At 69.8% G+C, this 21,293-nt stretch carries 19 protein-coding genes; 13 read left to right on the forward strand and 6 right to left on the reverse strand.

Features of this window, described 5'->3' with window-relative positions:
• Nucleotides 1-55 precede the first annotated feature (55 nt).
• From ftsW to F3T56_RS00720, 9 genes are all read left to right on the forward strand, one after another.
• Entirely contained in the window at nt 56-1,411 is a 1,356-nt protein-coding gene (gene ftsW / locus F3T56_RS00680; RefSeq protein WP_149822650.1) for a putative lipid II flippase FtsW, read from the forward strand.
• Nucleotides 1,412-1,417: 6 nt separating this feature from the next.
• Nucleotides 1,418-2,506 (forward strand): undecaprenyldiphospho-muramoylpentapeptide beta-N-acetylglucosaminyltransferase, encoded by a 1,089-nt coding sequence (gene murG / locus F3T56_RS00685; protein WP_149822651.1) that lies wholly within the window; start codon nt 1,418-1,420, stop codon nt 2,504-2,506.
• 37 nt (nt 2,507-2,543) lie between these two features.
• A complete protein-coding gene (locus F3T56_RS00690; protein WP_149822652.1) occupies nt 2,544-3,341 on the forward strand; it encodes a cell division protein FtsQ/DivIB in 798 nt (265 codons plus the stop codon).
• Between the two features lie 279 nt (nt 3,342-3,620).
• Entirely contained in the window at nt 3,621-4,811 is a 1,191-nt protein-coding gene (ftsZ, locus tag F3T56_RS00695; protein ID WP_149822653.1) for a cell division protein FtsZ, read from the forward strand.
• Complete coding sequence (gene pgeF, locus F3T56_RS00700; RefSeq protein ID WP_149822654.1) at nt 4,808-5,536, forward strand: peptidoglycan editing factor PgeF; 729 nt, start codon at nt 4,808-4,810, stop codon at nt 5,534-5,536. The genes ftsZ and pgeF overlap by 4 nt, the downstream gene beginning before the upstream one ends.
• A gap of 5 nt (nt 5,537-5,541) precedes the next feature.
• Nucleotides 5,542-6,261: a YggS family pyridoxal phosphate-dependent enzyme gene (locus tag F3T56_RS00705; protein WP_149822655.1), complete on the forward strand. Its 720-nt coding sequence runs from the start codon at nt 5,542-5,544 to the stop codon at nt 6,259-6,261.
• 129 nt (nt 6,262-6,390) lie between these two features.
• On the forward strand, nt 6,391-7,032 hold the full coding sequence (locus F3T56_RS00710; RefSeq protein WP_149822656.1) for a cell division protein SepF: 642 nt from the start codon (nt 6,391-6,393) through the stop codon (nt 7,030-7,032).
• 58 nt (nt 7,033-7,090) lie between these two features.
• Nucleotides 7,091-7,375: a YggT family protein gene (locus tag F3T56_RS00715; RefSeq protein WP_149822657.1), complete on the forward strand. Its 285-nt coding sequence runs from the start codon at nt 7,091-7,093 to the stop codon at nt 7,373-7,375.
• 55 nt (nt 7,376-7,430) lie between these two features.
• Nucleotides 7,431-8,705, forward strand: a complete 1,275-nt coding sequence (locus F3T56_RS00720; RefSeq protein WP_149822658.1) for a DivIVA domain-containing protein — start codon at nt 7,431-7,433, stop codon at nt 8,703-8,705.
• A gap of 367 nt (nt 8,706-9,072) precedes the next feature.
• Here the strand turns inward: F3T56_RS00720 and ileS are convergent, their stop codons facing one another.
• Nucleotides 9,073-12,216 carry an isoleucine--tRNA ligase gene (gene ileS / locus F3T56_RS00725; protein ID WP_149822659.1) on the reverse strand — a complete coding sequence of 1,048 codons (3,144 nt, stop codon included), beginning with the start codon at nt 12,214-12,216 and terminating at the stop codon, nt 9,073-9,075.
• Nucleotides 12,217-12,853: 637 nt separating this feature from the next.
• Between ileS and F3T56_RS00735 the strand changes: the two genes are divergently transcribed.
• From F3T56_RS00735 to F3T56_RS00745, 3 genes are all read left to right on the forward strand, one after another.
• Entirely contained in the window at nt 12,854-13,717 is an 864-nt protein-coding gene (locus F3T56_RS00735) for a TraR/DksA family transcriptional regulator (protein WP_149822660.1), read from the forward strand.
• 77 nt (nt 13,718-13,794) lie between these two features.
• Nucleotides 13,795-14,406, forward strand: coding sequence for a signal peptidase II (gene lspA, locus F3T56_RS00740; RefSeq protein ID WP_149822661.1), 612 nt, complete (start codon nt 13,795-13,797; stop codon nt 14,404-14,406).
• An 85-nt stretch (nt 14,407-14,491) separates the two neighbouring features.
• Entirely contained in the window at nt 14,492-15,436 is a 945-nt protein-coding gene (locus tag F3T56_RS00745) for an RluA family pseudouridine synthase (RefSeq protein ID WP_149822662.1), read from the forward strand.
• Nucleotides 15,437-15,591: 155 nt separating this feature from the next.
• Here the strand turns inward: F3T56_RS00745 and F3T56_RS00750 are convergent, their stop codons facing one another.
• On the reverse strand, nt 15,592-16,716 hold the full coding sequence (locus F3T56_RS00750; RefSeq protein WP_149822663.1) for a mechanosensitive ion channel family protein: 1,125 nt from the start codon (nt 16,714-16,716) through the stop codon (nt 15,592-15,594).
• Between the two features lie 107 nt (nt 16,717-16,823).
• Between F3T56_RS00750 and F3T56_RS00755 the strand changes: the two genes are divergently transcribed.
• Nucleotides 16,824-17,393, forward strand: a complete 570-nt coding sequence (locus F3T56_RS00755) for a dienelactone hydrolase family protein (RefSeq protein WP_149822664.1) — start codon at nt 16,824-16,826, stop codon at nt 17,391-17,393.
• Between the two features lie 12 nt (nt 17,394-17,405).
• Here F3T56_RS00755 and F3T56_RS00760 read toward each other — a convergent pair whose 3' ends face one another.
• From F3T56_RS00760 to F3T56_RS00780, 4 genes are all read right to left on the reverse strand, one after another.
• Nucleotides 17,406-19,061 carry an alkaline phosphatase D family protein gene (locus tag F3T56_RS00760; RefSeq protein WP_149822665.1) on the reverse strand — a complete coding sequence of 552 codons (1,656 nt, stop codon included), beginning with the start codon at nt 19,059-19,061 and terminating at the stop codon, nt 17,406-17,408.
• A 185-nt stretch (nt 19,062-19,246) separates the two neighbouring features.
• Complete coding sequence (locus tag F3T56_RS00765) at nt 19,247-19,501, reverse strand: helix-turn-helix domain-containing protein (RefSeq protein ID WP_216372913.1); 255 nt, start codon at nt 19,499-19,501, stop codon at nt 19,247-19,249.
• A gap of 167 nt (nt 19,502-19,668) precedes the next feature.
• A complete protein-coding gene (locus F3T56_RS00775) occupies nt 19,669-20,469 on the reverse strand; it encodes a DsbA family protein (protein ID WP_149822667.1) in 801 nt (266 codons plus the stop codon).
• 98 nt (nt 20,470-20,567) lie between these two features.
• Complete coding sequence (locus F3T56_RS00780) at nt 20,568-21,263, reverse strand: hypothetical protein (protein WP_149822668.1); 696 nt, start codon at nt 21,261-21,263, stop codon at nt 20,568-20,570.
• Nucleotides 21,264-21,293: the final 30 nt, after the last annotated feature.

The following is a 21,293-nucleotide window of genomic DNA, read 5'->3' on the forward strand; positions in this document are numbered from 1 at the left end:
GGTGGCACGGCGCCGCGGGGGGCCTGCGCCCACAGTCCGCTGGAGGGCTCCCGCGATGTCCAATAGCCGTACCGGCCGTCCCCCCGTCCAGCGCCTCACCAGACGGCCGCCCCTTCCCAGGCCGCCGCGGGAGAACCCCGTGCGGCGGTTGCACACGCGTGCGCGCAAGGCCTGGGACCGGCCACTGACCGCGTACTACCTGATCCTCGGCGGCAGTCTGCTGATCACCGTGCTGGGGCTGGTGATGGTGTACTCGGCCTCGCAGATCACGGCCCTCCAGAAGTCGCTGCCGGGGACCTTCTTCTTCCGCAAGCAGTTCCTCGCGGCCGCGATCGGCACCGTGCTGCTGCTCCTGGCCTCGCGGATGCCGGTGAAGCTGCACCGGGCGCTGGCGTATCCGATCCTGGCCGGCTGTGTCTTCCTGATGGCCCTGGTGCAGGTGCCGGGGATAGGGCAGTCGATCAACGGCAACCAGAACTGGATCGCCATCGGCGGCTCGTTCCAGATCCAGCCCAGCGAGTTCGGCAAGCTGGCGCTCGTGCTGTGGGGTGCCGACCTGCTGGCCCGCAAGGAGGACAAGCGGCTGCTGACCCAGTGGAAGCACATGCTGGTGCCGCTCGTCCCGGTGGCGTTCATGCTCCTCGGGCTGATCATGCTCGGCGGCGACATGGGCACCGCGATCATTCTCACGGCGATCCTGTTCGGCCTGCTGTGGCTGGCCGGGGCGCCGACGCGCATGTTCGTGGGCGTGCTGTCCATCGCGGGGCTCATCGGCTTCGTCCTCATCCGGACCAGCGAGAACCGTATGGCCCGCCTGGCCTGCATCGGCGCCACGGAACCCCGCTCGGGCGGCATCGACTGCTGGCAGGCCGTGCACGGCATCTACGCCCTCGCCTCGGGCGGAATCTTCGGCTCCGGACTCGGTGCCAGTGTGGAAAAATGGGGCCAACTCCCGGAAGCGCACACCGACTTCATCTTCGCCGTCACCGGTGAGGAACTGGGCCTCGCGGGGACGCTGTCGGTGCTCGCCCTCTTCGCGGCTCTAGGCTATGCGGGTATCCGCGTGGCCGGACGCACGGAGGACCCCTTCGTGAGGTATGCCGCGGGAGGCGTGACCACCTGGATCACCGCGCAGGCGGTGATCAACATCGGTGCGGTGCTCGGCCTGCTGCCGATCGCCGGAGTCCCGCTCCCGCTGTTCTCCTACGGAGGTTCCGCCCTGCTGCCGACCATGTTCGCCATCGGGTTGCTGATCGCCTTCGCACGCGACGAGCCCGCTGCGCGGGCGGCGCTTGCGATGCGGCAACCCCGCTTTGGTAGAAAGCGGGGCGGCGGCCCTTCGGGGCGGCCCGGGAGATGGAACACGATGCGACGGCGTGCCTCGGTGGCACGTACGTCCGGAGAGCGGTGAATTTCGGTGCATGTCGTCCTCGCCGGTGGCGGAACCGCCGGTCACATCGAGCCCGCGCTCGCCCTCGCGGACGCGCTGCGCAGGCAGGATCCGACCGTGGGCATCACGGCCCTGGGCACGGAACGCGGCTTGGAGACCCGCCTCGTCCCCGAGCGCGGCTACGAACTCGCGCTGATTCCCGCCGTACCCCTGCCACGCAAGCCCACCCCCGAGCTGATCACCGTGCCCGGCCGGCTGCGCGGCACGATCAAGGCGACCGAGCAGATCCTGGAGCGCACCAAGGCGGACGCCGTCGTCGGCTTCGGCGGCTACGTCGCCCTGCCCGGCTACCTCGCCGCCAAGCGCCTCGGCGTGCCGATCATCGTCCACGAGGCCAATGCCCGCCCGGGCCTCGCCAACAAGATCGGCTCCCGGTACGCCGCCAAGGTCGCCGTCTCCACCCCGGACAGCAAGCTCCGCGACGCCCGCTACATCGGCATCCCGCTGCGCCGCGCCATCGCCACCCTCGACCGGGCCGCCGCCCGCCCCGAGGCCCGCGCGATGTTCGGCCTCGACCCGAACCTGCCGACCCTGCTGGTCTCCGGCGGCTCGCAGGGCGCCCGCCGCCTCAATGAGGTCGTCCAGCAGGTCGCGCCCTACCTCCAGCAGGCCGGGATCCAGATCCTGCACGCGGTCGGCCCGAAGAACGAACTGCCGCAGGTACACCAGATGCCGGGAATGCCCCCATACATCCCGGTACCGTACGTGGACCGGATGGACCTCGCGTACGCCGCGGCCGACATGATGCTCTGCCGCGCGGGCGCGATGACCGTCGCCGAACTCTCCGCCGTCGGGCTTCCCGCCGCCTACGTCCCGCTGCCCATCGGCAACGGCGAGCAGCGGCTCAACGCCCAGCCGGTGGTCAAGGCCGGCGGCGGACTGCTGGTCGACGACGCGGAACTGACCCCCCAGTGGGTGCAGCAGAACGTCCTGCCCGTCCTCGCCGACCCGCACCGGCTGTACGAGATGTCCCGCGCCGCCGGCGAGTTCGGTCGCCGGGACGCCGACGACCTGCTCGTCGGGATGGTGTACGAGGCGATCGCGTCGCGCCGCTAGGGCAGCGGCCCAAGGCACAACACGGAGGCTGGGGAGCGTGGCCGGACCGACCACCGCCGAACGCGGTGCAGACGAGGATCTGGATTCCGGCCCGCTCCGCTGGAGGCGGCTTCCCGGCCCTCGTGCGCTGATCGCCCTCGCCGTGGCCCTGGTGCTGCTCGCCGGGGCCGTGGCGTGGGCCCTGTACGGCTCGGCGTGGCTGCGGGCCGAGCGGGTCTCCGTGTCCGGGACGCGGGTGCTGACCGAGGCTCAGGTGCGCGAGGCGGCCGAGGTGCCGCTCGGCGAGCCGCTGATTTCCGTCGACCTCGGCGGCATCGAGTCGCGACTGCTCAAGAGATTGCCCCGAATTGACTCGGTTGAGGTCACCCGTTCCTGGCCTCATGGAATCGGACTGAAAGTGAGTGAGCGCACTCCGGTTCTGATTGTCGAAGACGCGAAGAATTCGGGCAAGTACGTCGAAGTGGACGCGAAGGGCATGCGGTTCGCCACGGTTTCGCGCGCCCCGAAGGGCGTTCCCCTCCTGAGATTGACGCCGGCCCGGTCGGGTTCGTCCGCCGCCAGTCTGCGGCGATTCGGCGAGAGCCGGCTCGTACGGGAGGCAGTGCGTGTCGCCGGTGCCATTCCGGCCGCGGTCGCGCGCGACACCCTGGTCGTCAAGGTCCGTTCGTACGACTCCATCTCGCTGGAGTTGACCGGGGGTCGCGCTGTCGCGTGGGGGAGCGCGGAGAAGGGTCGCGCGAAGGCCCGCGCACTCACCGCCCTGATGAAAGCCGCCCCCGACGCGGGCCACTTCGACGTCAGCGTTCCCATCGCGCCCGCGTCATCAGGGAGTTGACGCACATCCGCGCAGGCCAGCACCCTGGTTGGGCAGCGCTATGGCTGATCACATAGGGTGAAAAGAAAAACGGGAGGTTCGGCGTGTTCGTTGAACGTGCGCCACTTGTCGACTTAGTGTCCTGTTCGGAAGAGTCCAAGGAACAGTCACACTGGTAACCCTAAACTTCAGCGTTAGGGTTCGGGTCGGCGTTCGGACCGTCCCACTTCGGCATCAGTCGTCGGATCGCGGGTCCCTCGCGAGGCGGCGACACGTAACTCGAGGCGAGAGGCCTTCGACGTGGCAGCACCGCAGAACTACCTCGCAGTCATCAAAGTCATCGGTGTCGGCGGCGGTGGTGTCAATGCCATCAACCGGATGATCGAGGTCGGTCTCAAGGGCGTCGAGTTCATCGCCATCAACACCGACGCACAGGCGCTGTTGATGAGCGACGCCGACGTCAAGCTCGACGTCGGCCGCGAACTCACCCGCGGACTCGGCGCCGGCGCCAATCCGGCGGTCGGCCGCAAAGCCGCCGAGGACCACCGCGAGGAGATCGAGGAGGTCCTCAAGGGGGCCGACATGGTCTTCGTGACGGCCGGTGAAGGCGGCGGCACCGGCACCGGCGGCGCGCCCGTCGTGGCCAACATCGCCCGCTCGCTGGGCGCCCTCACCATCGGCGTGGTCACCCGCCCGTTCACCTTCGAGGGACGGCGCCGCGCCAACCAGGCCGAGGACGGCATCGCCGAGCTCCGCGAAGAGGTCGACACCCTCATCGTCATCCCGAACGACCGGCTGCTGTCCATCTCGGACCGCCAGGTCTCGGTCCTCGACGCCTTCAAGTCCGCCGACCAGGTCCTGCTCTCCGGTGTCCAGGGCATCACCGACCTGATCACCACGCCCGGTCTGATCAACCTCGACTTCGCCGACGTCAAGTCCGTGATGTCCGAGGCCGGTTCGGCCCTCATGGGCATCGGCTCGGCCCGTGGTGACGACCGTGCGGTGGCCGCCGCCGAGATGGCGATCTCCTCGCCGCTCCTGGAGGCGTCCATCGACGGCGCCCGCGGCGTGCTGCTCTCCATCTCCGGCGGCTCCGACCTCGGTCTGTTCGAGATCAACGAGGCCGCCCAGCTGGTCAGCGAGGCCGCGCACCCCGAGGCCAACATCATCTTCGGCGCCGTCATCGACGACGCCCTCGGCGACGAGGTCCGGGTCACGGTCATCGCGGCCGGCTTCGACGGCGGCCAGCCCCCGGCCAAGCGGGACAACATCCTCGGCTCGGCAGGGGCCAAGCGCGAGGAGCCCGCGCCGGTACGGCCCGCCGAAAGCCGCCCGTCCTTCGGCTCGCTCGGCAGCGTCAAGCCGAAGGAGGAGCCGGCGCCCGCCCCGGAGCCGGTGAGCGAGGTTCCGGTCTCCCCGCCCGTCCCGCCGTCCCGGTCCTACACGGACAGCGCGGCGGAGGAGCTGGACGTGCCGGACTTCCTCAAGTGATAGGACAGCGCGAGAGCGTGAGCGGCGCGCACTTCGCCTTCACCGACCGGTGGGGCGGGGTGAGCGCCGCTCCGTATGAGGAGCTCAATCTCGGCGCGGCGGTCGGGGACGATGCCGACGCCGTGACGACGAACCGGGAGCTGGCCGCCAAGTCGCTGGGCCTGGAGCCGGACCGGGTCGTCTTCATGCATCAGGTGCACGGCGCGGACGTGGTGGTGACCGACGGGCCGTCGGGCTCGGCCGATATCCCGTCCGTCGACGCGATCGTCACCACCCGGCGGGGTCTCGGGCTCGCCGTTCTCACCGCCGACTGTGTGCCCGTCCTGCTGGCCGACCCCGTCGCCGGGGTCGCGGCCGCCGCCCACGCGGGCCGGCCCGGGATGGTCGCCGGAGTCGTCCCCGCCGCCGTACGAACCATGGTCGAACTCGGCGCCGACCCCGTTCGGATCGTCGCCCGCACCGGACCCACCGTCTGCGGCCGTTGCTACGAGGTGCCCGAAGCGATGCGCGCCGACGTGGCCGCCGTCGAGCCGACGGCGTACGCCGAGACCAGTTGGGGCACGCCCTCCGTCGATGTATGCGCCGGAGTGCACGCACAACTGGAGCGCCTCGGCGTGCACGACCGGGAGCAGTCGCCGGTGTGCACGCTGGAGTCGTGCGACCACTTCTCGTACCGCCGCGACCGCACCACAGGGCGACTCGCGGGATTTGTCTGGCTGGGCTGAGGGACATGACGGACCGTAAGACGCAACTCGCCGCGAACCTGGCGAAGGTGGAGGACCGCATCGCGGCGGCGTGCGCGGCCGCGGGGCGGGGGCGCGACGAGGTGACCCTGATCGTGGTCACCAAGACCTATCCCGCGAGCGATGTGCGGATCCTGTCGGAACTCGGTGTACGTCATGTCGCCGAGAACAAGGACCAGGACGCCGCCCCCAAAGCGGCGGAGTGCTCGGATCTGCCCCTTGTGTGGCACTTCGTGGGGCAGTTGCAGACCAACAAGGTCCGTTCTGTGGTGCGTTACGCGGATGTCGTACAGTCCGTCGATCGTTCCAGGCTCGTCACGGCTCTGTCGAAGGAAGCGGCCCGGGTCGGACGCGAGGTGGGATGCCTCATCCAGGTCGCACTCGACGCCGAGGAGGGCGCGCGGGAGGAGCGCGGAGGCGTCGGACCGGGTGGAATCGAAGAGTTGGCCGACCTCGTGGCGGACTCCCCGGGGCTCCGGCTCGATGGTCTGATGACCGTAGCGCCGCTGGCCGGGCCGTACGCGGGACGCCGACGGGCGGCGTTCGAGCGGCTGATGGATTTGTCCACCCACCTGCGCCGAGCCCATCCGGCTGCGAACATGGTCTCGGCAGGGATGAGTGCGGACCTCGAGGAGGCCGTGGCAGTCGGGGCGACACATGTACGCGTCGGCACTGCGGTACTCGGAGTCCGTCCCAGGCTCGGGTAACGTCGCCAAGAAGTCGGACCACAGCAGAAAATATGGTCATTCCGTCGAAGGGCGGGCGCAACGACCTCGTGGATCGCGGGCACTTGGGAAGTCGTCAGTGGATCCACCACAGAGCGGAGGACTCAGAGCATGGCCGGCGCGATGCGCAAGATGGCGGTCTACCTCGGCCTCGTGGAGGACGATGGGTACGACGGCAGGGGATTCGACCCCGATGACGACTTCGAGCCCGAGCTCGACCCGGAGCCCGAGCGGGACCACCGGCGCCACGAGCCGGTGCATCAGGCGCACCAGTCACATCAGTCCCAAAGGGATGAATCGGTGCGAGTGGTGCAGCCCCCGGTGCAGCGCGAACCCGTGTCGCATTCCACTTCGCTCCCCGCGGAATCGGTGCGACCCGCCCGGATCGCGCCCGTGGCGTCCATCACACAAGAACGTTCGAGTCTGGAGAAGAACGCGCCGGTGATCATGCCCAAGGTTGTGTCTGAGCGAGAGCCTTACCGGATCACCACGTTGCACCCGCGGACCTACAACGAGGCCCGTACCATCGGGGAACACTTCCGTGAGGGCACCCCGGTGATCATGAATCTGACTGAGATGGACGACACAGATGCGAAGCGACTTGTCGACTTTGCCGCCGGTTTGGTGTTTGGTCTTCACGGCAGCATCGAGCGGGTGACGCAGAAGGTGTTCCTGTTGTCGCCTGCTAACGTCGATGTCACGGCGGAGGACAAGGCCCGCATCGCAGAGGGCGGGTTCTTCAACCAGAGCTGAGACGCACCACCGGAACGAACAGCACGAATGGGAAACAGGGGAGAGGGAAGCACAGGTCATGAGCGTGGTTCTGGATGTCATCTACATCGCGCTGATGTGTTTCCTCATCGTGCTCATCTTCCGGTTGGTCATGGACTACGTCTTCCAGTTCGCCCGCTCATGGCAACCCGGCAAGGCGATGGTGGTCGTTCTTGAGGCCACCTACACTGTCACTGATCCACCGCTCAAGCTTCTGCGGCGGTTCATTCCGCCGCTGCGTCTCGGGGGCGTGGCGCTCGACCTGTCCTTCTTCGTACTGATGATCATCGTCTACATCCTGATCGCGATCGTTGGTCGGCTGTGATGAGCGATGTGACTACCGTCTTGCCGAATGCCGACGACTACGTTGAGGTGAAGAGATGCCGTTGACCCCCGAGGATGTGCGGAACAAGCAGTTCACGACCGTCCGCCTCCGAGAAGGCTATGACGAGGACGAGGTCGATGCCTTCCTCGATGAGGTCGAAGCCGAACTGACGCGCCTGCTCCGCGAGAACGAGGACCTGCGCGCCAAACTGGCCGCGGCCACGCGTGCTGCTGCCCAGAACCAGCAGAACATGCGCAAGCCCCCGGAGCCGCAGGACCAGCAGCAGGGCGGCATGCAGCAAGGTGGCATGCCGCAGCAGGGCGGGATGCAGCAGGGCGGGATGCAGCAGGGCGGGATGCAGCAGGGCGGCATGCCGCAGCAGGGCATGCGAGGTCCCGGCGCTCCGGTACCCGCCGGCATATCGGGCCCGCCGCAGCAGATGGGGGGCCCCATGGGTGGCCCGCCCCAGCTGCCGAGCGGTGCGCCGCAGCTGCCCGCCGGCCCCGGTGGCCAGGGCGGACAGCAGGGTCCCGGCCCGATGGGTCAGGGGCCGATGGGCCAGGGCCCCATGGGCCAGGGCCAGATGCAGCCGCAGATGGGCCAGGGCCAGATGGGCCAGGGTCCCATGGGCGGCCAGCCTCCCATGCAGCAGCAGATGGGTGGCCCGATGGGCGGCCCCATGGGTGGTCCGATGGGCGGCCCCGGTCAGGGTCCCGGCGGCGACAGCGCCGCGCGTGTGCTCTCGCTGGCCCAGCAGACCGCCGACCAGGCGATCGCCGAGGCCCGTTCCGAGGCCAACAAGATCGTCGGTGAGGCCCGTAGCCGCGCCGAGGGTCTGGAGCGCGACGCCCGTGCCAAGGCCGACGCCCTGGAGCGGGACGCGCAGGAGAAGCACCGCGTCGCGATGGGCTCCCTGGAGTCCGCTCGCGCCACGCTGGAGCGCAAGGTCGAGGACCTGCGCGGCTTCGAGCGCGAGTACCGTACGCGGCTGAAGTCCTACCTGGAGAGCCAGCTGCGTCAGCTGGAGACCCAGGCGGACGACTCGCTCGCCCCGCCGCGCACCCCGGCGACCGCGTCGCTGCCGCCGTCCCCGGCGCCCTCCATGGCTCCGGCCGGTGCGAGTGCCCCGTCCTACGGTGGCGGCAACCAGGGCATGGGTGGAGGCATGGGTGGTGCTCCGGCGCCGGCCGCGCCCTCCTACGGCGGTCAGCAGCAGATGTCCCCGGCCATGACCCAGCCGATGGCTCCGGTCCGGCCGCAGGGGCCGTCGCCGATGGGGCAGGCGCCCTCGCCGATGCGTGGGTTCCTGATCGACGAGGACGACAACTGACACATACTGGTACGCCGTAGGCGTCGGCAGCGTTCAGGGCGGGGCCCCGGATTTCGATCCGGGGCCCCGCCCTTTTGCTGCGCGTGTTCGGGGGTGGGTGCGGGTGTGCGGTGTATGCAACGCCGAAGGCCTGGGGCGCCGGATTTTTTTCGGTGCCCCAGGCCTTTGTTGGTTGCCCGGTGGTTGGGGCTGGGCGGGGGTGCGCTGCGCGACTCGGCGCTACGAGGTGCCGCTGCGCCCACCCTCCCCCACCCTCCCCCACTCTCGGCTTCGCTCGAGCGGGAGGTGCCCCCATCGCCCCAGCGGCACGATTGCCCGCAGCTACGCATGAGCTGCGTATGAGGCTGCGGGCAGTCGTTGTGAGGAGTTACGCCTTGCGGAGGCGGAACGTCAGGCTGAGGGGCTCGTCCGTGAATGGTGTGCCGTAGGTGTCGTCGGCCTCGCCTTCGGCGAAGTCCGTGGCCAGGACCTCGTCCGCGATCAGGGGCGCGTGCTCGGTCACGGCCACTGCCACCGCCGGGTCCATCGCCGTCCAGCGGAGGGCGATACGGTCGGCCACGTCCAGGCCGCTGTTCTTGCGGGCCTCCTGGATGAGGCGGATCGCGTCTCGGGCCAGGCCCGCCCTACGCAGCTCCTCCGTGATCTCCAGGTCCAGGGCGACCGTCGCGCCGGAGTCGGATGCCACCGACCAACCCTCGCGCGGGGTCTCCGTGATGATCACCTCGTCCGGGGCGAGAGTGATCGTCTCGCCGTCGACCTCGACCGATGCCGTGCCCTGGCGGAGGGCGAGGGAGAGGGCGGCCGCGTCGGCGCCCGCTACGGCCTTGGCCACGTCCTGGACGCGCTTGCCGAAACGCTTGCCCAGGGCGCGGAAGTTGGCCTTGGCGGTGGTGTCCACCAGGGAGCCGCCGACCTCGCTCAGGGACGCCAGCGAACTCACGTTCAGCTCTTCCGTGATCTGGGTGTGCAGCTCGGGGTCCAGGGACTCGAAGCCGGTCGCGGCCACCAGGGCGCGGGACAGCGGCTGGCGGGTCTTGACGCCCGACTCCGCGCGCGTGGCCCGGCCCAGCTCGACCAGGCGGCGGACCAGGACCATTTGCCTCGACAGCTCGGGGTCGATGGCGGAGAGGTCGGCCTCCGGCCAGGACGCCAGGTGCACCGACTCCGGGGCGCCCGGGGTCACCGGCACGATCAGGTCCTGCCAGACCCGCTCGGTGATGAACGGGGTCAGCGGGGCCATCAGCTTGGTGACCGTCTCGACGACCTCGTGCAGCGTGCGCAGCGCCGCCTTGTCGCCCTGCCAGAAGCGGCGACGCGACCGGCGTACGTACCAGTTGGACAGGTCGTCGACGAACGCCGAGAGGAGCTTGCCGGCGCGCTGGGTGTCGTAGGCCTCCAGCGCCTGCGTCACCTGGTCGGTGAGCGCGTGGAGTTCGGACAGGAGCCAGCGGTCGAGGACCGGGCGGTCGGCGGGGGCCGGGTCGGCCGCGCTGGGCGCCCAGTTCGAGGTACGGGCGTAGAGGGCCTGGAACGCGACCGTGTTCCAGTACGTGAGGAGCGTCTTGCGGACGACCTCCTGGATCGTGCCGTGGCCCACGCGGCGGGCCGCCCACGGGGAGCCGCCGGCCGCCATGAACCAGCGGACCGCGTCGGCGCCGTGCCGGTCCATCAGCGGGATCGGCTCCAGGGTGTTGCCCAGGTGCTTGGACATCTTGCGGCCGTCCTCGGCGAGGATGTGGCCGAGGCAGACGACGTTCTCGTAGGAGGACTTGTCGAAGACCAGGGTGCCGACGGCCATCAGCGTGTAGAACCAGCCGCGGGTCTGGTCGATGGCCTCGCAGATGAACTGCGCCGGGTAGCGGGCCTCGAACAGCTCCTTGTTCTTGTACGGGTAGCCCCACTGCGCGAACGGCATCGAACCCGAGTCGTACCAGGCGTCGATGACCTCTGGGACGCGGGTCGCGGTCGCGCCGCAGCCGTCCTGGGGGCACGCGAAGGTGACCTCGTCGATGTACGGGCGGTGCGGGTCGAGGCCCGACTGGTCGGTGCCGGTCAGCTCGGTCAGCTGGGTGAGGGAGCCGACACAGGTGAGGTGGTCGTCCTCGCAGCGCCAGATCGGCAGGGGGGTGCCCCAGTAGCGGTTGCGGGACAGCGCCCAGTCGATGTTGTTGTTCAGCCAGTCGCCGTACCGGCCGTGCTTGACCGTGTCCGGGAACCAGTTGGTCTTCTCGTTCTCCTGGAGGAGACGGTCCTTGATGGCCGTGGTGCGGATGTACCAGGACGGCTGCGCGTAGTAGAGGAGCGCGGTGTGGCAGCGCCAGCAGTGGGGGTAGCTGTGCTCGTACGGGATGTGCCTGAAGAGCAGACCGCGCTGCTGGAGGTCCTCGGTGAGCTTTTCGTCCGCCTTCTTGAAGAAGACGCCGCCGACGAGCGGGACGTCCTCCTCGAAGGTGCCATCCGGGCGGACCGGGTTGACCACCGGGAGGCCGTACGCGCGGCAGACCTTGAGGTCGTCCTCACCGAAGGCGGGGGACTGGTGGACCAGACCCGTACCGTCCTCGGTCGTGACGTATTCGGCGTTGACGACGAAATGTGCCACTTCGGGGAACTCGACCAGCTCGAACGGACGTTGATACGTCCAGCGCTCCATCTCGGCGCCCGTGAAGGTCTGGCCGGTGGTCTCCCAGCCCTCGCCGAGGGCCTTGGCGACGAGCGGCTCGGCGACGACGAGCTTCTCCTCGCCGTCGGTCGCGACGACGTAGGTGACCTCGGGGTGCGCGGCGACAGCCGTGTTGGAGACGAGGGTCCAGGGCGTCGTCGTCCACACCAGGAGTGCGGCTTCGCCGGCGAGCGGACCGGAGGTGAGCGGGAAACGGACGTACACCGAGGGGTCGACGACCGTCTCGTAGCCCTGTGCCAGCTCGTGGTCCGACAGGCCGGTGCCGCAGCGGGGGCACCAGGGGGCGACGCGGTGGTCCTGGACCAGCAGGCCCTTGTCGAAGATCTCCTTGAGCGACCACCAGACGGACTCGATGTACTCGGGGTCCATGGTGCGGTACGGGTCCTGGAGGTCGGTCCAGTACCCCATGCGGCTCGTCAGCGCTTCGAAGGCGTCGGTGTGGCGGGTCACGGACTCGCGGCACTTGGCGTTGAACTCGGCGATGCCGTACGCCTCGATGTCCTGCTTGCCGCTGAAGCCGAGCTCCTTCTCGACCGCCAGTTCCACCGGGAGGCCGTGGCAGTCCCAGCCGGCCTTGCGGGCCACGTGGTAGCCGCGCATCGTGCGGAAGCGGGGGAAGACGTCCTTGAAGACGCGGGCCTCGATGTGGTGGGCGCCCGGCATGCCGTTGGCGGTGGGCGGGCCCTCGTAGAACACCCACTCGGGGCGGCCCTCGGACTGCTCCAGGCTCTTGGCGAAGATCTTCTGCTCGCGCCAGAAGTCGAGCACGGCGTGCTCCAGCGCGGGCAGGTCGACCTGAGCGGGCACCTGGCGGTATGTCGGCTCTGTCATGAGCGGGCTTCCTCCAACGGACTTGCTGCCTTCCGTCGGAGGGACGAGAGCTTCGATCTTTCGAACGCCGTGTGCGGCGTGCTCCCGCGGTACCACCCTCCTTGGCTCCCCTGTGCGCCGTACGCACCGGTGAGCCCCCTCATTGAGGTCGCGATGCCGGGTCTACCGGCCGAGCCCGATGGGTTTCGGCTTTCTTCCGGCGGCTCCGGGGTGATCTTCACGTCGCGCTCGCCCCCGGGCTTCCACCGTCCCCGGGTCGCTCTGGGCTGCGTACGCCGCTACTCGTCCCCATCCACGCTTTTCGCTCCGCCCAGTGTACGGCGCCGCACGGACAGCGGCCGACAGGTTTTCCTGCCGCCACGGACGGGGGCGGCGGAGGCGTCCGGCGGGCCTGTGGTCCGGGGGGCTGTGACCTGCGCGGTGACCCGAATGGAGCGGGTGGGGCGTCCGGATCCTGGGACGTGTGGCGGGGCGGAATACCCGGCGGGGAGCTGGGCATCACGCTTGAAGGCTCGCCGCGCGACGATTGTGGGGCGGGCGGAATGGGTGATGTGCCCGGTTGCTGCGGGACTCAAGTCGATTTATCGTCCCAGCACGATTCGCGAGCAAGATCACAGTATGTGAAGGGGCCGCGGCCATGGTGGCGAAGAAGACCGCCGTACAGCAGTCGGCGTCCGGCAGATCCACGGTGGCCTCCGGCGGTAAGAAGCAGGTCCGCGTGGACTCAGAGGTGGAGGCGGACGCCAAGAAGACGACCGCGCGGAAAACGGCTACTACGGAGAAGGGTGCTTCGAAGACGGGGGCCGCCGCCGCGAAGAGCGTCGCCAAGAAGGCCACCACCAAGAAGAGCGCCGCCACAAAGGGTGCGGTCAAGAAGAGCACTGCCAGGAGCGCCGCAAAGGGCGCTCCTGCGAAGCGCACGTCCAAGAAGAGCACCACTAAGAGCACCTCTACCAAGAAGAGCACGGTCAAGAAGGTGGGCGCGGCCGAGGCCGCCGAGACGACGGGAGCCACGACAGTGGTTGCGAAGAACACTCCTGGTACGGCTACGGCGGCGAAGAAGCCCACCGCCGTCCCCAAGGCACGGCCCGCCGCGGTGAAGCCCGGCGAGCTCGCGGTACGCCCCGGTGAGGACCCCTGGAGCCCGGCGGAGGTCGCCGAGGCGCGTACGGAGTTGCAGTCCGAGGCGATGCGGATCCGGGCGGAGCTGGAGGCATCCGAGCGGTCGCTCACGGGCCTGATGCGGGACTCCGGGGACGGTGCCGGCGACGACCAGGCCGACACCGGGGCCAAGAACATCACGCGCGAGCACGAGATGGCGCTCGCCCACAACGCGCGCGAGATGCTCGACCAGACCGAGCGCGCCCTGGACCGGCTCGCGGCCGGCACGTACGGGCTCTGCGAGAACTGCGGCAACCCGATCGGCAAGGCGCGGATGCAGGCCTTCCCGCGGGCCACGTTGTGCGTGGAGTGCAAGCAGAAGCAGGAACGCCGACAGTGATCGTCGCCTCAGCCGTGCGCCACGGGGGGCGTGTCGTACCTTTGTCCTCAGTCAGGAACCTAGGTTGAGGGACTCACGTGGCAGAGGCGGAGCGCATCATCGGTACGCCGGACATCCCAGAGGCGGCGGGCACGGACCCGGAGCAGTCCGACGGCGGGAACGGCGCCGAGGCGGCGGAGGCGACCGCTGACGCGCAGCCGCGCGGCAAGCGCCGTATCGCCGTGCTGTTCGGGGTCGCCGCCCTGGCGTACGCGCTCGACCTGATCAGCAAGATGATCGTGGTCGCCAAGCTGGAGCACCATGAGCCGATCGAGATCATCGGGGAGTGGCTGAAGTTCGAGGCGATCCGCAACGCGGGCGCGGCCTTCGGCTTCGGCGAGGCCTTCACGATCATCTTCACAATGATCGCGACGATCGTGATCGTGGTGATCGCCCGGCTCGCCCGCAAGCTCTACAGCCTGCCCTGGGCGATCGCGCTCGGACTGCTGCTCGGCGGTGCGCTGGGCAACCTCACCGACCGGATCTTCCGTTCGCCGGGCGTCTTCGAGGGCGCGGTCGTCGACTTCATCGCGCCCAAGGGCTTCGCCGTGTTCAACCTCGCGGACTCGGCGATCGTGTGCGGCGGCATCCTGATCGTGCTGCTGTCGTTCCGGGGGCTCGACCCGGACGGAACCGTCCACAAGGACTGACCGGGGGCACAAGGGGGGACCGGGGCCGGAGGGGTTTTCCACAGGCCTGGTCGGGCGTGTCGGGGCGGTCCGGCATACTCGACGGGTGAGCACGATTCCCGAGATCCGTACCCTGCCCGTGCCCGACGGCCTGGAGGGCGAGCGCGTCGACGCCGCCATCTCCCGCATGTTCGGCTTCTCCCGTACCAAGGCGGCCGAGCTCGCAGCCTCGGGGAAGGTCACGGTCGACGGGTCGGTGGTCGGCAAGTCGGAGCGGGTGCGCGGCGGGGCCTGGCTGGAGGTCGAGATGCCGCAGGCGCCCGCGCCGGTGCAGGTCGTCGCCGAGCCGGTCGAGGGCATGGAGATCGTGCACGACGACGATGACGTGGTCGTGATCGTCAAGCCGGTCGGCGTGGCCGCGCACCCGAGCCCCGGCTGGTCCGGGCCGACCGTCATCGGCGGGCTCGCCGCCGCCGGGTACCGGATCTCGACGTCGGGTGCCGCGGAGCGGCAGGGCATCGTGCACCGGCTCGACGTGGGCACGTCCGGGCTGATGGTGGTCGCCAAGTCGGAGTACGCGTACACGTTCCTGAAGCGGCAGTTCAAGGAGCGGACGGTCGACAAGCGGTACCACACGCTGGTTCAGGGCCACCCCGACCCGACCAGCGGCACGATCGACGCGCCCATCGGGCGGCACCCGAACCACGACTACAAGTGGGCCGTCATCGCCGAGGGCAAGCCGTCGGTCACGCACTACGACCTGGTCGAGGCCTTCCGGGCCGCGTCGCTGCTCGACGTCAAGCTGGAGACCGGGCGCACCCACCAGATCCGCGTCCACATGTCCGCCCACCGGCATCCGTGCGTGGGCGACCTGACGTACGGCGCCGACCCGACGCTCGCCAAGCGGCTCGGTCTCACCCGCCAGTGGCTGCACGCCGTACGGCTCGGATTCGAGCACCCCGGTGACGGGAGCTGGGTCGAGTTCGCGAGCGACTATCCCGCTGATCTGCAGAAGGCCCTCGACCAGGTGCGGGAGGAGACGTACGCGTGAGCCCGGTCCCGGTGTCGTAGCTTGCGGTGAGTGGTGGGTTGCTCGCCGTTGGGGTCTCCCACCCGTGCACTGCCCGTTACTCCTTGGCGGAGAAGTACGGGTTTCCCGTGGGGGCTGACCGCCGTCGGCGGCTGCGGCTGCGGGGTGTTGGTTGCTCAGGCCCTGCCCGGGGACCTCGGGGGTTCGTGGACTCGGCTTCGGGTTGTGCGTGGGGGTGTGCCGTCGGGGTGGGCGTTCGGGTGGGTTGGGGGGAGGACCGCGTCGGCGGTGTTGACGCGGGGGAGGGCGTAGGGGTGGGTTTCCGTCAGCCAGTGGATCAGTTGTTCGCGGACTGTTACCCGGACCGTCCAGAGGTCGTCCGGGTCCTTGGCGGTGACCAGGGCGCGGACCTCCATGGTGGACGGGGTCGAGTCGGTGACGGCCAGGTCGTAGTGGCGGCCGTCCCAGGCGGGGCAGCCGCGCAGGATGTCGCGGAGTTGCTCGCGCATCGCGGGCAGGGGGGCGGCGTGGTCGACGTGGAGGAAGACCGTGCCGGTCATCTGGGCGCCGCCGCGTGACCAGTTCTCGAAGGGCTTCGAGGTGAAGTAGGAGACGGGCATCGTGATGCGGCGCTCGTCCCAGGTGCGGACCGTCAGGAAGGTGAGGGTGATCTCGTCCACCGTGCCCCACTCGCCCTCCACCACGACCACGTCACCGAGGCGGACCATGTCACCGAAGGCGATCTGGAGCCCCGCGAAGAGGTTGCTGAGCGTGGACTGCGCGGCGATACCGGCGACGATGCCCAGGATTCCGGCCGACGCCAGCAGTGAGGCGCCGGCCGCGCGCATCGCCGGGAAGGTGAGGAGCATCGAGGCTACGGCGACTACGCCTACGACCGCGGACACCACCCGCATGATCAGCGTGACCTGCGTCCGCACCCGGCGCACCCGGGCCGGATCACGGTGGGCGCGGGCGTAGCGGCTGTACGTCGTCTCCACGATCGCGGCCGTGATGCTGACCACCAGCCAGGCCGTCGCGCCGATCAGCACCAGCGTCAGAGCCCGGCCGACGGCGGTCCGGTGCTGCTCCAGCAGCTGCGCATGGTCGAACGACCCTCTGAGCAGGGCCGCACACAGCACCAGCTGGTAAGGGATGCGGCCGCGGCGCAGCAGGCCCCAGAGCGGTGTCTCGGGGTGCCGCTGGTCCGCCTTGCGCAGCAGGAGGTCGGTGGCCCAGCCGATGAGGACCGTCAGGACGACCGAGCCACCGATGACGATCAGGGGGCGGAGTAGGTTCTCCATGCCTTCGAACGTAACCGGCCCCATGGGGTGCTGAACATGTGACTTCGGCCGCGCTCGGGGTACGGGCGCCGCCCTGCGTTGTCGTACCCGGCTGGCACCATGGCCTCATGAACATCATGCTCTTCCACTCGACGTATGGCCTCAGGCCCGCGGTACGCCAGGCGGCGGACCGGTTGCGTGCCGCCGGACACGAGGTGTGGACGCCGGACCTCTTCGAGGGGCGGACGTTCGACACGGTCGAGGAGGGCATGGCCTTCAACGAGGAACTGGGCAAGGACGAGTTGCTCAAGCGGGCGGTCCTGTCCGCCGCCCCCTACTCGGAGAGAGGGCTCGTCTACGCCGGGTTCTCCCTCGGCGCCGCGACCGCGCAGACGCTGGCGCTGGGCGACGAGAAGGCCCGTGGGCTGCTGCTTCTGCACGGTACGTCGGACATCGCGGCGGGCGCGTCCGTGGACGACCTGCCCGTCCAGCTGCACGTGGCCGAGCCCGACCCGTTCGAGACGGACGACTGGCTCAGCGCCTGGTACCTCCAGATGCGCAAGGCGGGCGCCGATGTCGAGGTCTACAGATACGCCGGGGCCGGGCACCTCTACACCGACCCCGATCTGCCCGACTACGACGAGGAGGCCGCCGAGGCCACCTGGCGGGTGGCTCTCGGCTTCCTCGAAACCCTGTGAGTCCTGCACGGGCTACACGGGGTCGTACGTCCGTTCCACCTTCTGCGTCCCGCTGCGCGTCCGGTATGAGCGGGCCCAGGACGACGTCGCGTCGGCCTTCGTACGGTCGGACAGGACGTAGAAGTCCATCTGGGCCCGCGCGGCGGTGATGTCCAGGACGCCGTAGCCGTGCCGGTCGGTGTCGACCCAGTGGACGTGGCGGTTGGCGGCGCGGATCAGCGGGGAGGCCACGGCCGAGACGGTGCCCTCGGGGACCTTGACGAGGTCGTCGAGGTTGTCCGAGGTGACCGACGTGACGACGAACTCCGTGGCGGCGGAGGCCGACAGGGGGTACGTACCGGCGTTGAGCGGCACGTCGTTGGCCCAGGCCATGTGGATGTCGCCGGTGAGGAAGACCGTGTTGCGGATCGCGTTGTCCCGCAGGTGGGCGAGGAGTTCGCGGCGGTCGTCGGTGTAGCCGTCCCACTGGTCGGGGATGAGGGCGAGGCCCTCCTTCGGCAGTCCGAGCAGCTCTGCGAGCGGTTCGAAGAGGTCGGCGGTGAGGTTGCCGAGGGCGAAGGGGGCGATCATCACCGAGTTGCCGACCAGTCGCCAGGTCGTGTCGGAGGACTTCAACCCGGCCTTCAGCCAGTCGAGTTGGGCCCGGCCCGTCAGCGTACGGTCCGGGTCGTCGACCTCGCCGTCGCCTATCCCCACCTGCTGTGATCGGAAGGAGCGCAGGTCCAGCAGCGAGAGGTCGGCGAGCTTGCCGAAGCGCAGCCGGCGGTAGGTCGTGCCCGCGATCGCCGGGCGCACCGGCATCCACTCGAAGTACGCCTGCTTGGCCGCCGCCTGGCGGGCCGCCCAGGTGCCCTCCGTGCCCTCGGTGTGGTTCTCGGCCCCGCCCGACCAGGCGTCGTTGGCGATCTCGTGGTCGTCCCAGATGGCGATGGCGGGCGCGGCCGAGTGCAGCGCCTGGAGGTCAGGGTCGCTCTTGTAACGGCCGTGCCGGACGCGGTAGTCGGCGAGGGTGAGGATCTCGTGGGTCGGCGCGTGGGGGCGTACGACCTTGTCGCGGGTGCCGTACTCGCCGGTGCCGTACTCGTAGATGTAGTCGCCGAGATGCAGCCAGGCGTCCAGGTCGCCGCGGGCGGCCAGGTGGCGGTAGGCGGCGAAGTGGCCGCCCTCCCAGTTGGCGCAGGAGACCACGCCGAAGCGCAGGCCGGCCGTGGCGGCGTCGGCGGCCGGGGCGGTGCGGGTGCGGGCGGCGGGCGAGTCGGTGCCGCCGGCGGAGAAGCGGAACCAGTAGTCGGTGGCGGGGGCGAGGCCGCGTACGTCCGCCTTGACGGTGTGGTCGGAGGCGGCGGACGCGGTGGTCGAGCCCTTGGCGACGATGTTCGTGAACGCCTTGTCCAGGGCGACGGTCCAACCGACCTCGATGTCCGGGCCGAGCCCGGAGCCGGGTGTCGCCTCCGCCGTGGGCGTCACCCGGGTCCACAGCAGGACGCCGTCGGGCAGCGGATCGCCGGAGGCGACACCGTGCAGGAACGCGGGGGCCTCGGCGGCCCGCGCCGGGATAGCGGCGGCCAGCGGGGCCGCGAGGGCGGCTCCGGCCGCGGCCGCCTTGACGACCGTACGGCGGCTCGGCGAGGGAGAGTTGGGGCTGGAGTGAGATCTGCGACTGGTCACGGCCGATGAGATTACTGGCGGGTAAGGAGTTGGGTAAGGCGGATGACGTGAAATCCGCGCAATGTTCAGGCTTTGGTGCGCTGTTCGTCGGCCGGTGAACGGAGAACATGGGGGCGTAGGTCCCAATTAGGGGTGCGTGGGTCCCAACTGGGAGGCGCCGGGGGCCGCTTGAGGGGCAGCGGGGGTCACCGGTCGGCGGCGTAGCGCCTGGCCGGGGCGATCAGGGCGGTGAGGTCGGACTGGCCGGTGCGGTTGCGGAGGCCGGCGAGGTGCTTCTCGACGGTGCGGAGGGAGAGGAGGAGGTGTTCGGCGATCTCCTGGTTGCCGAGTCGGGCGCCGAGGAGGCGCGGTACTGCGTCGGCCGGGACACCGGCGTCCAGTGCGCCGGTCACCGTCCAGCCGGAGCCCGGTTCCCGCACGAGGCTGCCGCTGCCGACCATCGCTCGCCCCCGTCTACCTCTTCATCTCGGACGACGAGGACGCCGACAAATACTGCAACGAGGTCCGGCCCGAGGACTACCGCAAGCGCGTACATCGCGCCGTAGCGGCCGCAGCAATGCCGTAGCCGCCGTAGCTGCCGTATCGACAGCTGCGGCGGCTATGGCGGCTACTTGGTGACGCCCGCGTCCTTCAGCGCCGTCTCCCACTCCGCGACCGTGGACGGGGTGGTGATCGCCTTGTCGTTGATCTTGATGGTCGGGGTCGACTCGACACCCTCGGCGTCGTCGAAGGACTTGCCCATCTTCATCGCCCAGGCGTCGTAGGTGCCCTTCTCGACGGCGTCCTGGAACTTCTTGTTGTTCTTCAGCGCGTCGACCGTGTTCGCGACCTTGATCAGGTAGCTGTCCTTGGCGAACTCGTCGGTCGACTCCGCCGGGTGGTACTTCGCCGAGTACAGCGCGGCCTTGTAGTCGAGGAACGCCTCGGGGCCGACGTCCAGGGCGGCGCCGAGCGCGCTGAGCGCGTTCTTGGAGCCCTCACCGGTGAGGTTGCCGTCGAGGAAGGTGCCGATCGTGAAGGAGAGCTTGTAGTCGCCGTCCTCCATGCCCTTGTTGACGGTCTCGCCGAGGGTCTGCTCCATGTTGGCGCAGCCCGGGCAGCGCGGGTCCTCGTAGAGGTGGACCACGTTGTCGGTCTTGGAGTCGCCGATGAGGACCGTGGTGCCGTTCTTGCCCGAGGTGTTGGCCGGGGCGACCACCGTGGCGTCGGCGGCCGCCTCCCACTTCGTGGGCTTGTTGGTCTGAACGACGGCGTAACCGATACCGCCGGCTGTCGCGAGGACGGCGACGATCGAACCCGCCACGATGGCCTGCCGCCTGACCTTCGCACGCTTGGCCTGACGCTCGCGCTCCAGGCGCAGCCGCTCACGGGCCGCCGACTTCGCCGCCTTGCTGTTCCGCTTGCTCATGTGGGTGAACTCCCTGGGGACGCGCACATGTCGTGCGCGGATACGTGTATGGGGGACTGCTCGTGCTCAGGAAGAGGTCGCGCGAAGGTGACCGGTGGTCACGCGAAGGCGACCGAGCACGGCGGTCCACGCCGTCCCAGGGAGTGGGCGAAGAGAAGGGTGCGGGCGGTGGCCGTACGGTGCGCGGTGCGCCTCGGCCGGTGCTCCGCCGGGGCGCACCGCACAACAACAACGATGGTGGCGACCGCGATCAGCAGCGGCCGGAAGCCCGCGGCGACCGCGGCACCCAGCAGCTGGGCCAGTGCCCGCTCGCCGCGCCGCAGCCAGGCGGCGGCCAGCAGGCCCACGCCGATGTGCGCGGCGAGCAGCAGCCAGGCGGCGGCGGGTCCGGCGCCCGCCAGCAGCGTGGCCGCCCGCTCGGAGTCGCCGACCCGCGCCAGCGAGGTGCCGACGCTGCCGCCGCCGCACAGCATGTCGAGGCCGACCTGGCGCAGCGGACCGGTGACCGGGCCGCCCGCCTCGCCGTAACAGGCGTGCTGGCCCGTCGTGAACACCGTGTCGGCGGCCAGCTCCAGCGGGATCAGCACGCCGGCGATCCGTCCGAAGCCGCGCTCGCAACCGCCGCCCGCCAGCGCGTACGCGACGACGAAGACGGCGGCGGCGATCGCGGCCACGGCGGTCAGCGGCAGCGGGGACCCGGACAGCAGGACGTGCGACGCGGTGCCGAGCGTCACGACGAGTGCCGTGAACAGCGCCGCGCGTACGGCTCTGAACGGGGTCCCGGATATGTCCATGGCGTTGGAGAGTGTCCCACGTACCCCTGT

It is taken from the genome of Streptomyces tailanensis (genome assembly GCF_008386495.1).
In the GTDB taxonomy this organism is placed as follows: Bacteria; Actinomycetota; Actinomycetes; order Streptomycetales; family Streptomycetaceae; genus Streptomyces; species Streptomyces tailanensis.

What these genes read in the sequence shown, in the direction of transcription:
- ftsW (WP_149822650.1), top strand. Translation starts at nt 56, where the DNA reads ATGTCCAATAGCCGTACCGGCCGTCCCCCCGTCCAGCGCCTCACCAGA.
- F3T56_RS00705 (WP_149822655.1), top strand. Translation starts at nt 5,542, where the DNA reads ATGACGGACCGTAAGACGCAACTCGCCGCGAACCTGGCGAAGGTGGAG.
- F3T56_RS00710 (WP_149822656.1), top strand. Translation starts at nt 6,391, where the DNA reads ATGGCCGGCGCGATGCGCAAGATGGCGGTCTACCTCGGCCTCGTGGAG.
- F3T56_RS00715 (WP_149822657.1), top strand. Translation starts at nt 7,091, where the DNA reads ATGAGCGTGGTTCTGGATGTCATCTACATCGCGCTGATGTGTTTCCTC.
- F3T56_RS00720 (WP_149822658.1), top strand. Translation starts at nt 7,431, where the DNA reads ATGCCGTTGACCCCCGAGGATGTGCGGAACAAGCAGTTCACGACCGTC.
- ileS (WP_149822659.1), bottom strand. Translation starts at nt 12,216, where the DNA reads ATGACAGAGCCGACATACCGCCAGGTGCCCGCTCAGGTCGACCTGCCC.
- F3T56_RS00735 (WP_149822660.1), top strand. Translation starts at nt 12,854, where the DNA reads ATGGTGGCGAAGAAGACCGCCGTACAGCAGTCGGCGTCCGGCAGATCC.
- F3T56_RS00750 (WP_149822663.1), bottom strand. Translation starts at nt 16,716, where the DNA reads ATGGAGAACCTACTCCGCCCCCTGATCGTCATCGGTGGCTCGGTCGTC.
- F3T56_RS00755 (WP_149822664.1), top strand. Translation starts at nt 16,824, where the DNA reads ATGAACATCATGCTCTTCCACTCGACGTATGGCCTCAGGCCCGCGGTA.
- F3T56_RS00765 (WP_216372913.1), bottom strand. Translation starts at nt 19,501, where the DNA reads ATGGTCGGCAGCGGCAGCCTCGTGCGGGAACCGGGCTCCGGCTGGACG.
- F3T56_RS00775 (WP_149822667.1), bottom strand. Translation starts at nt 20,469, where the DNA reads ATGAGCAAGCGGAACAGCAAGGCGGCGAAGTCGGCGGCCCGTGAGCGG.
- F3T56_RS00780 (WP_149822668.1), bottom strand. Translation starts at nt 21,263, where the DNA reads ATGGACATATCCGGGACCCCGTTCAGAGCCGTACGCGCGGCGCTGTTC.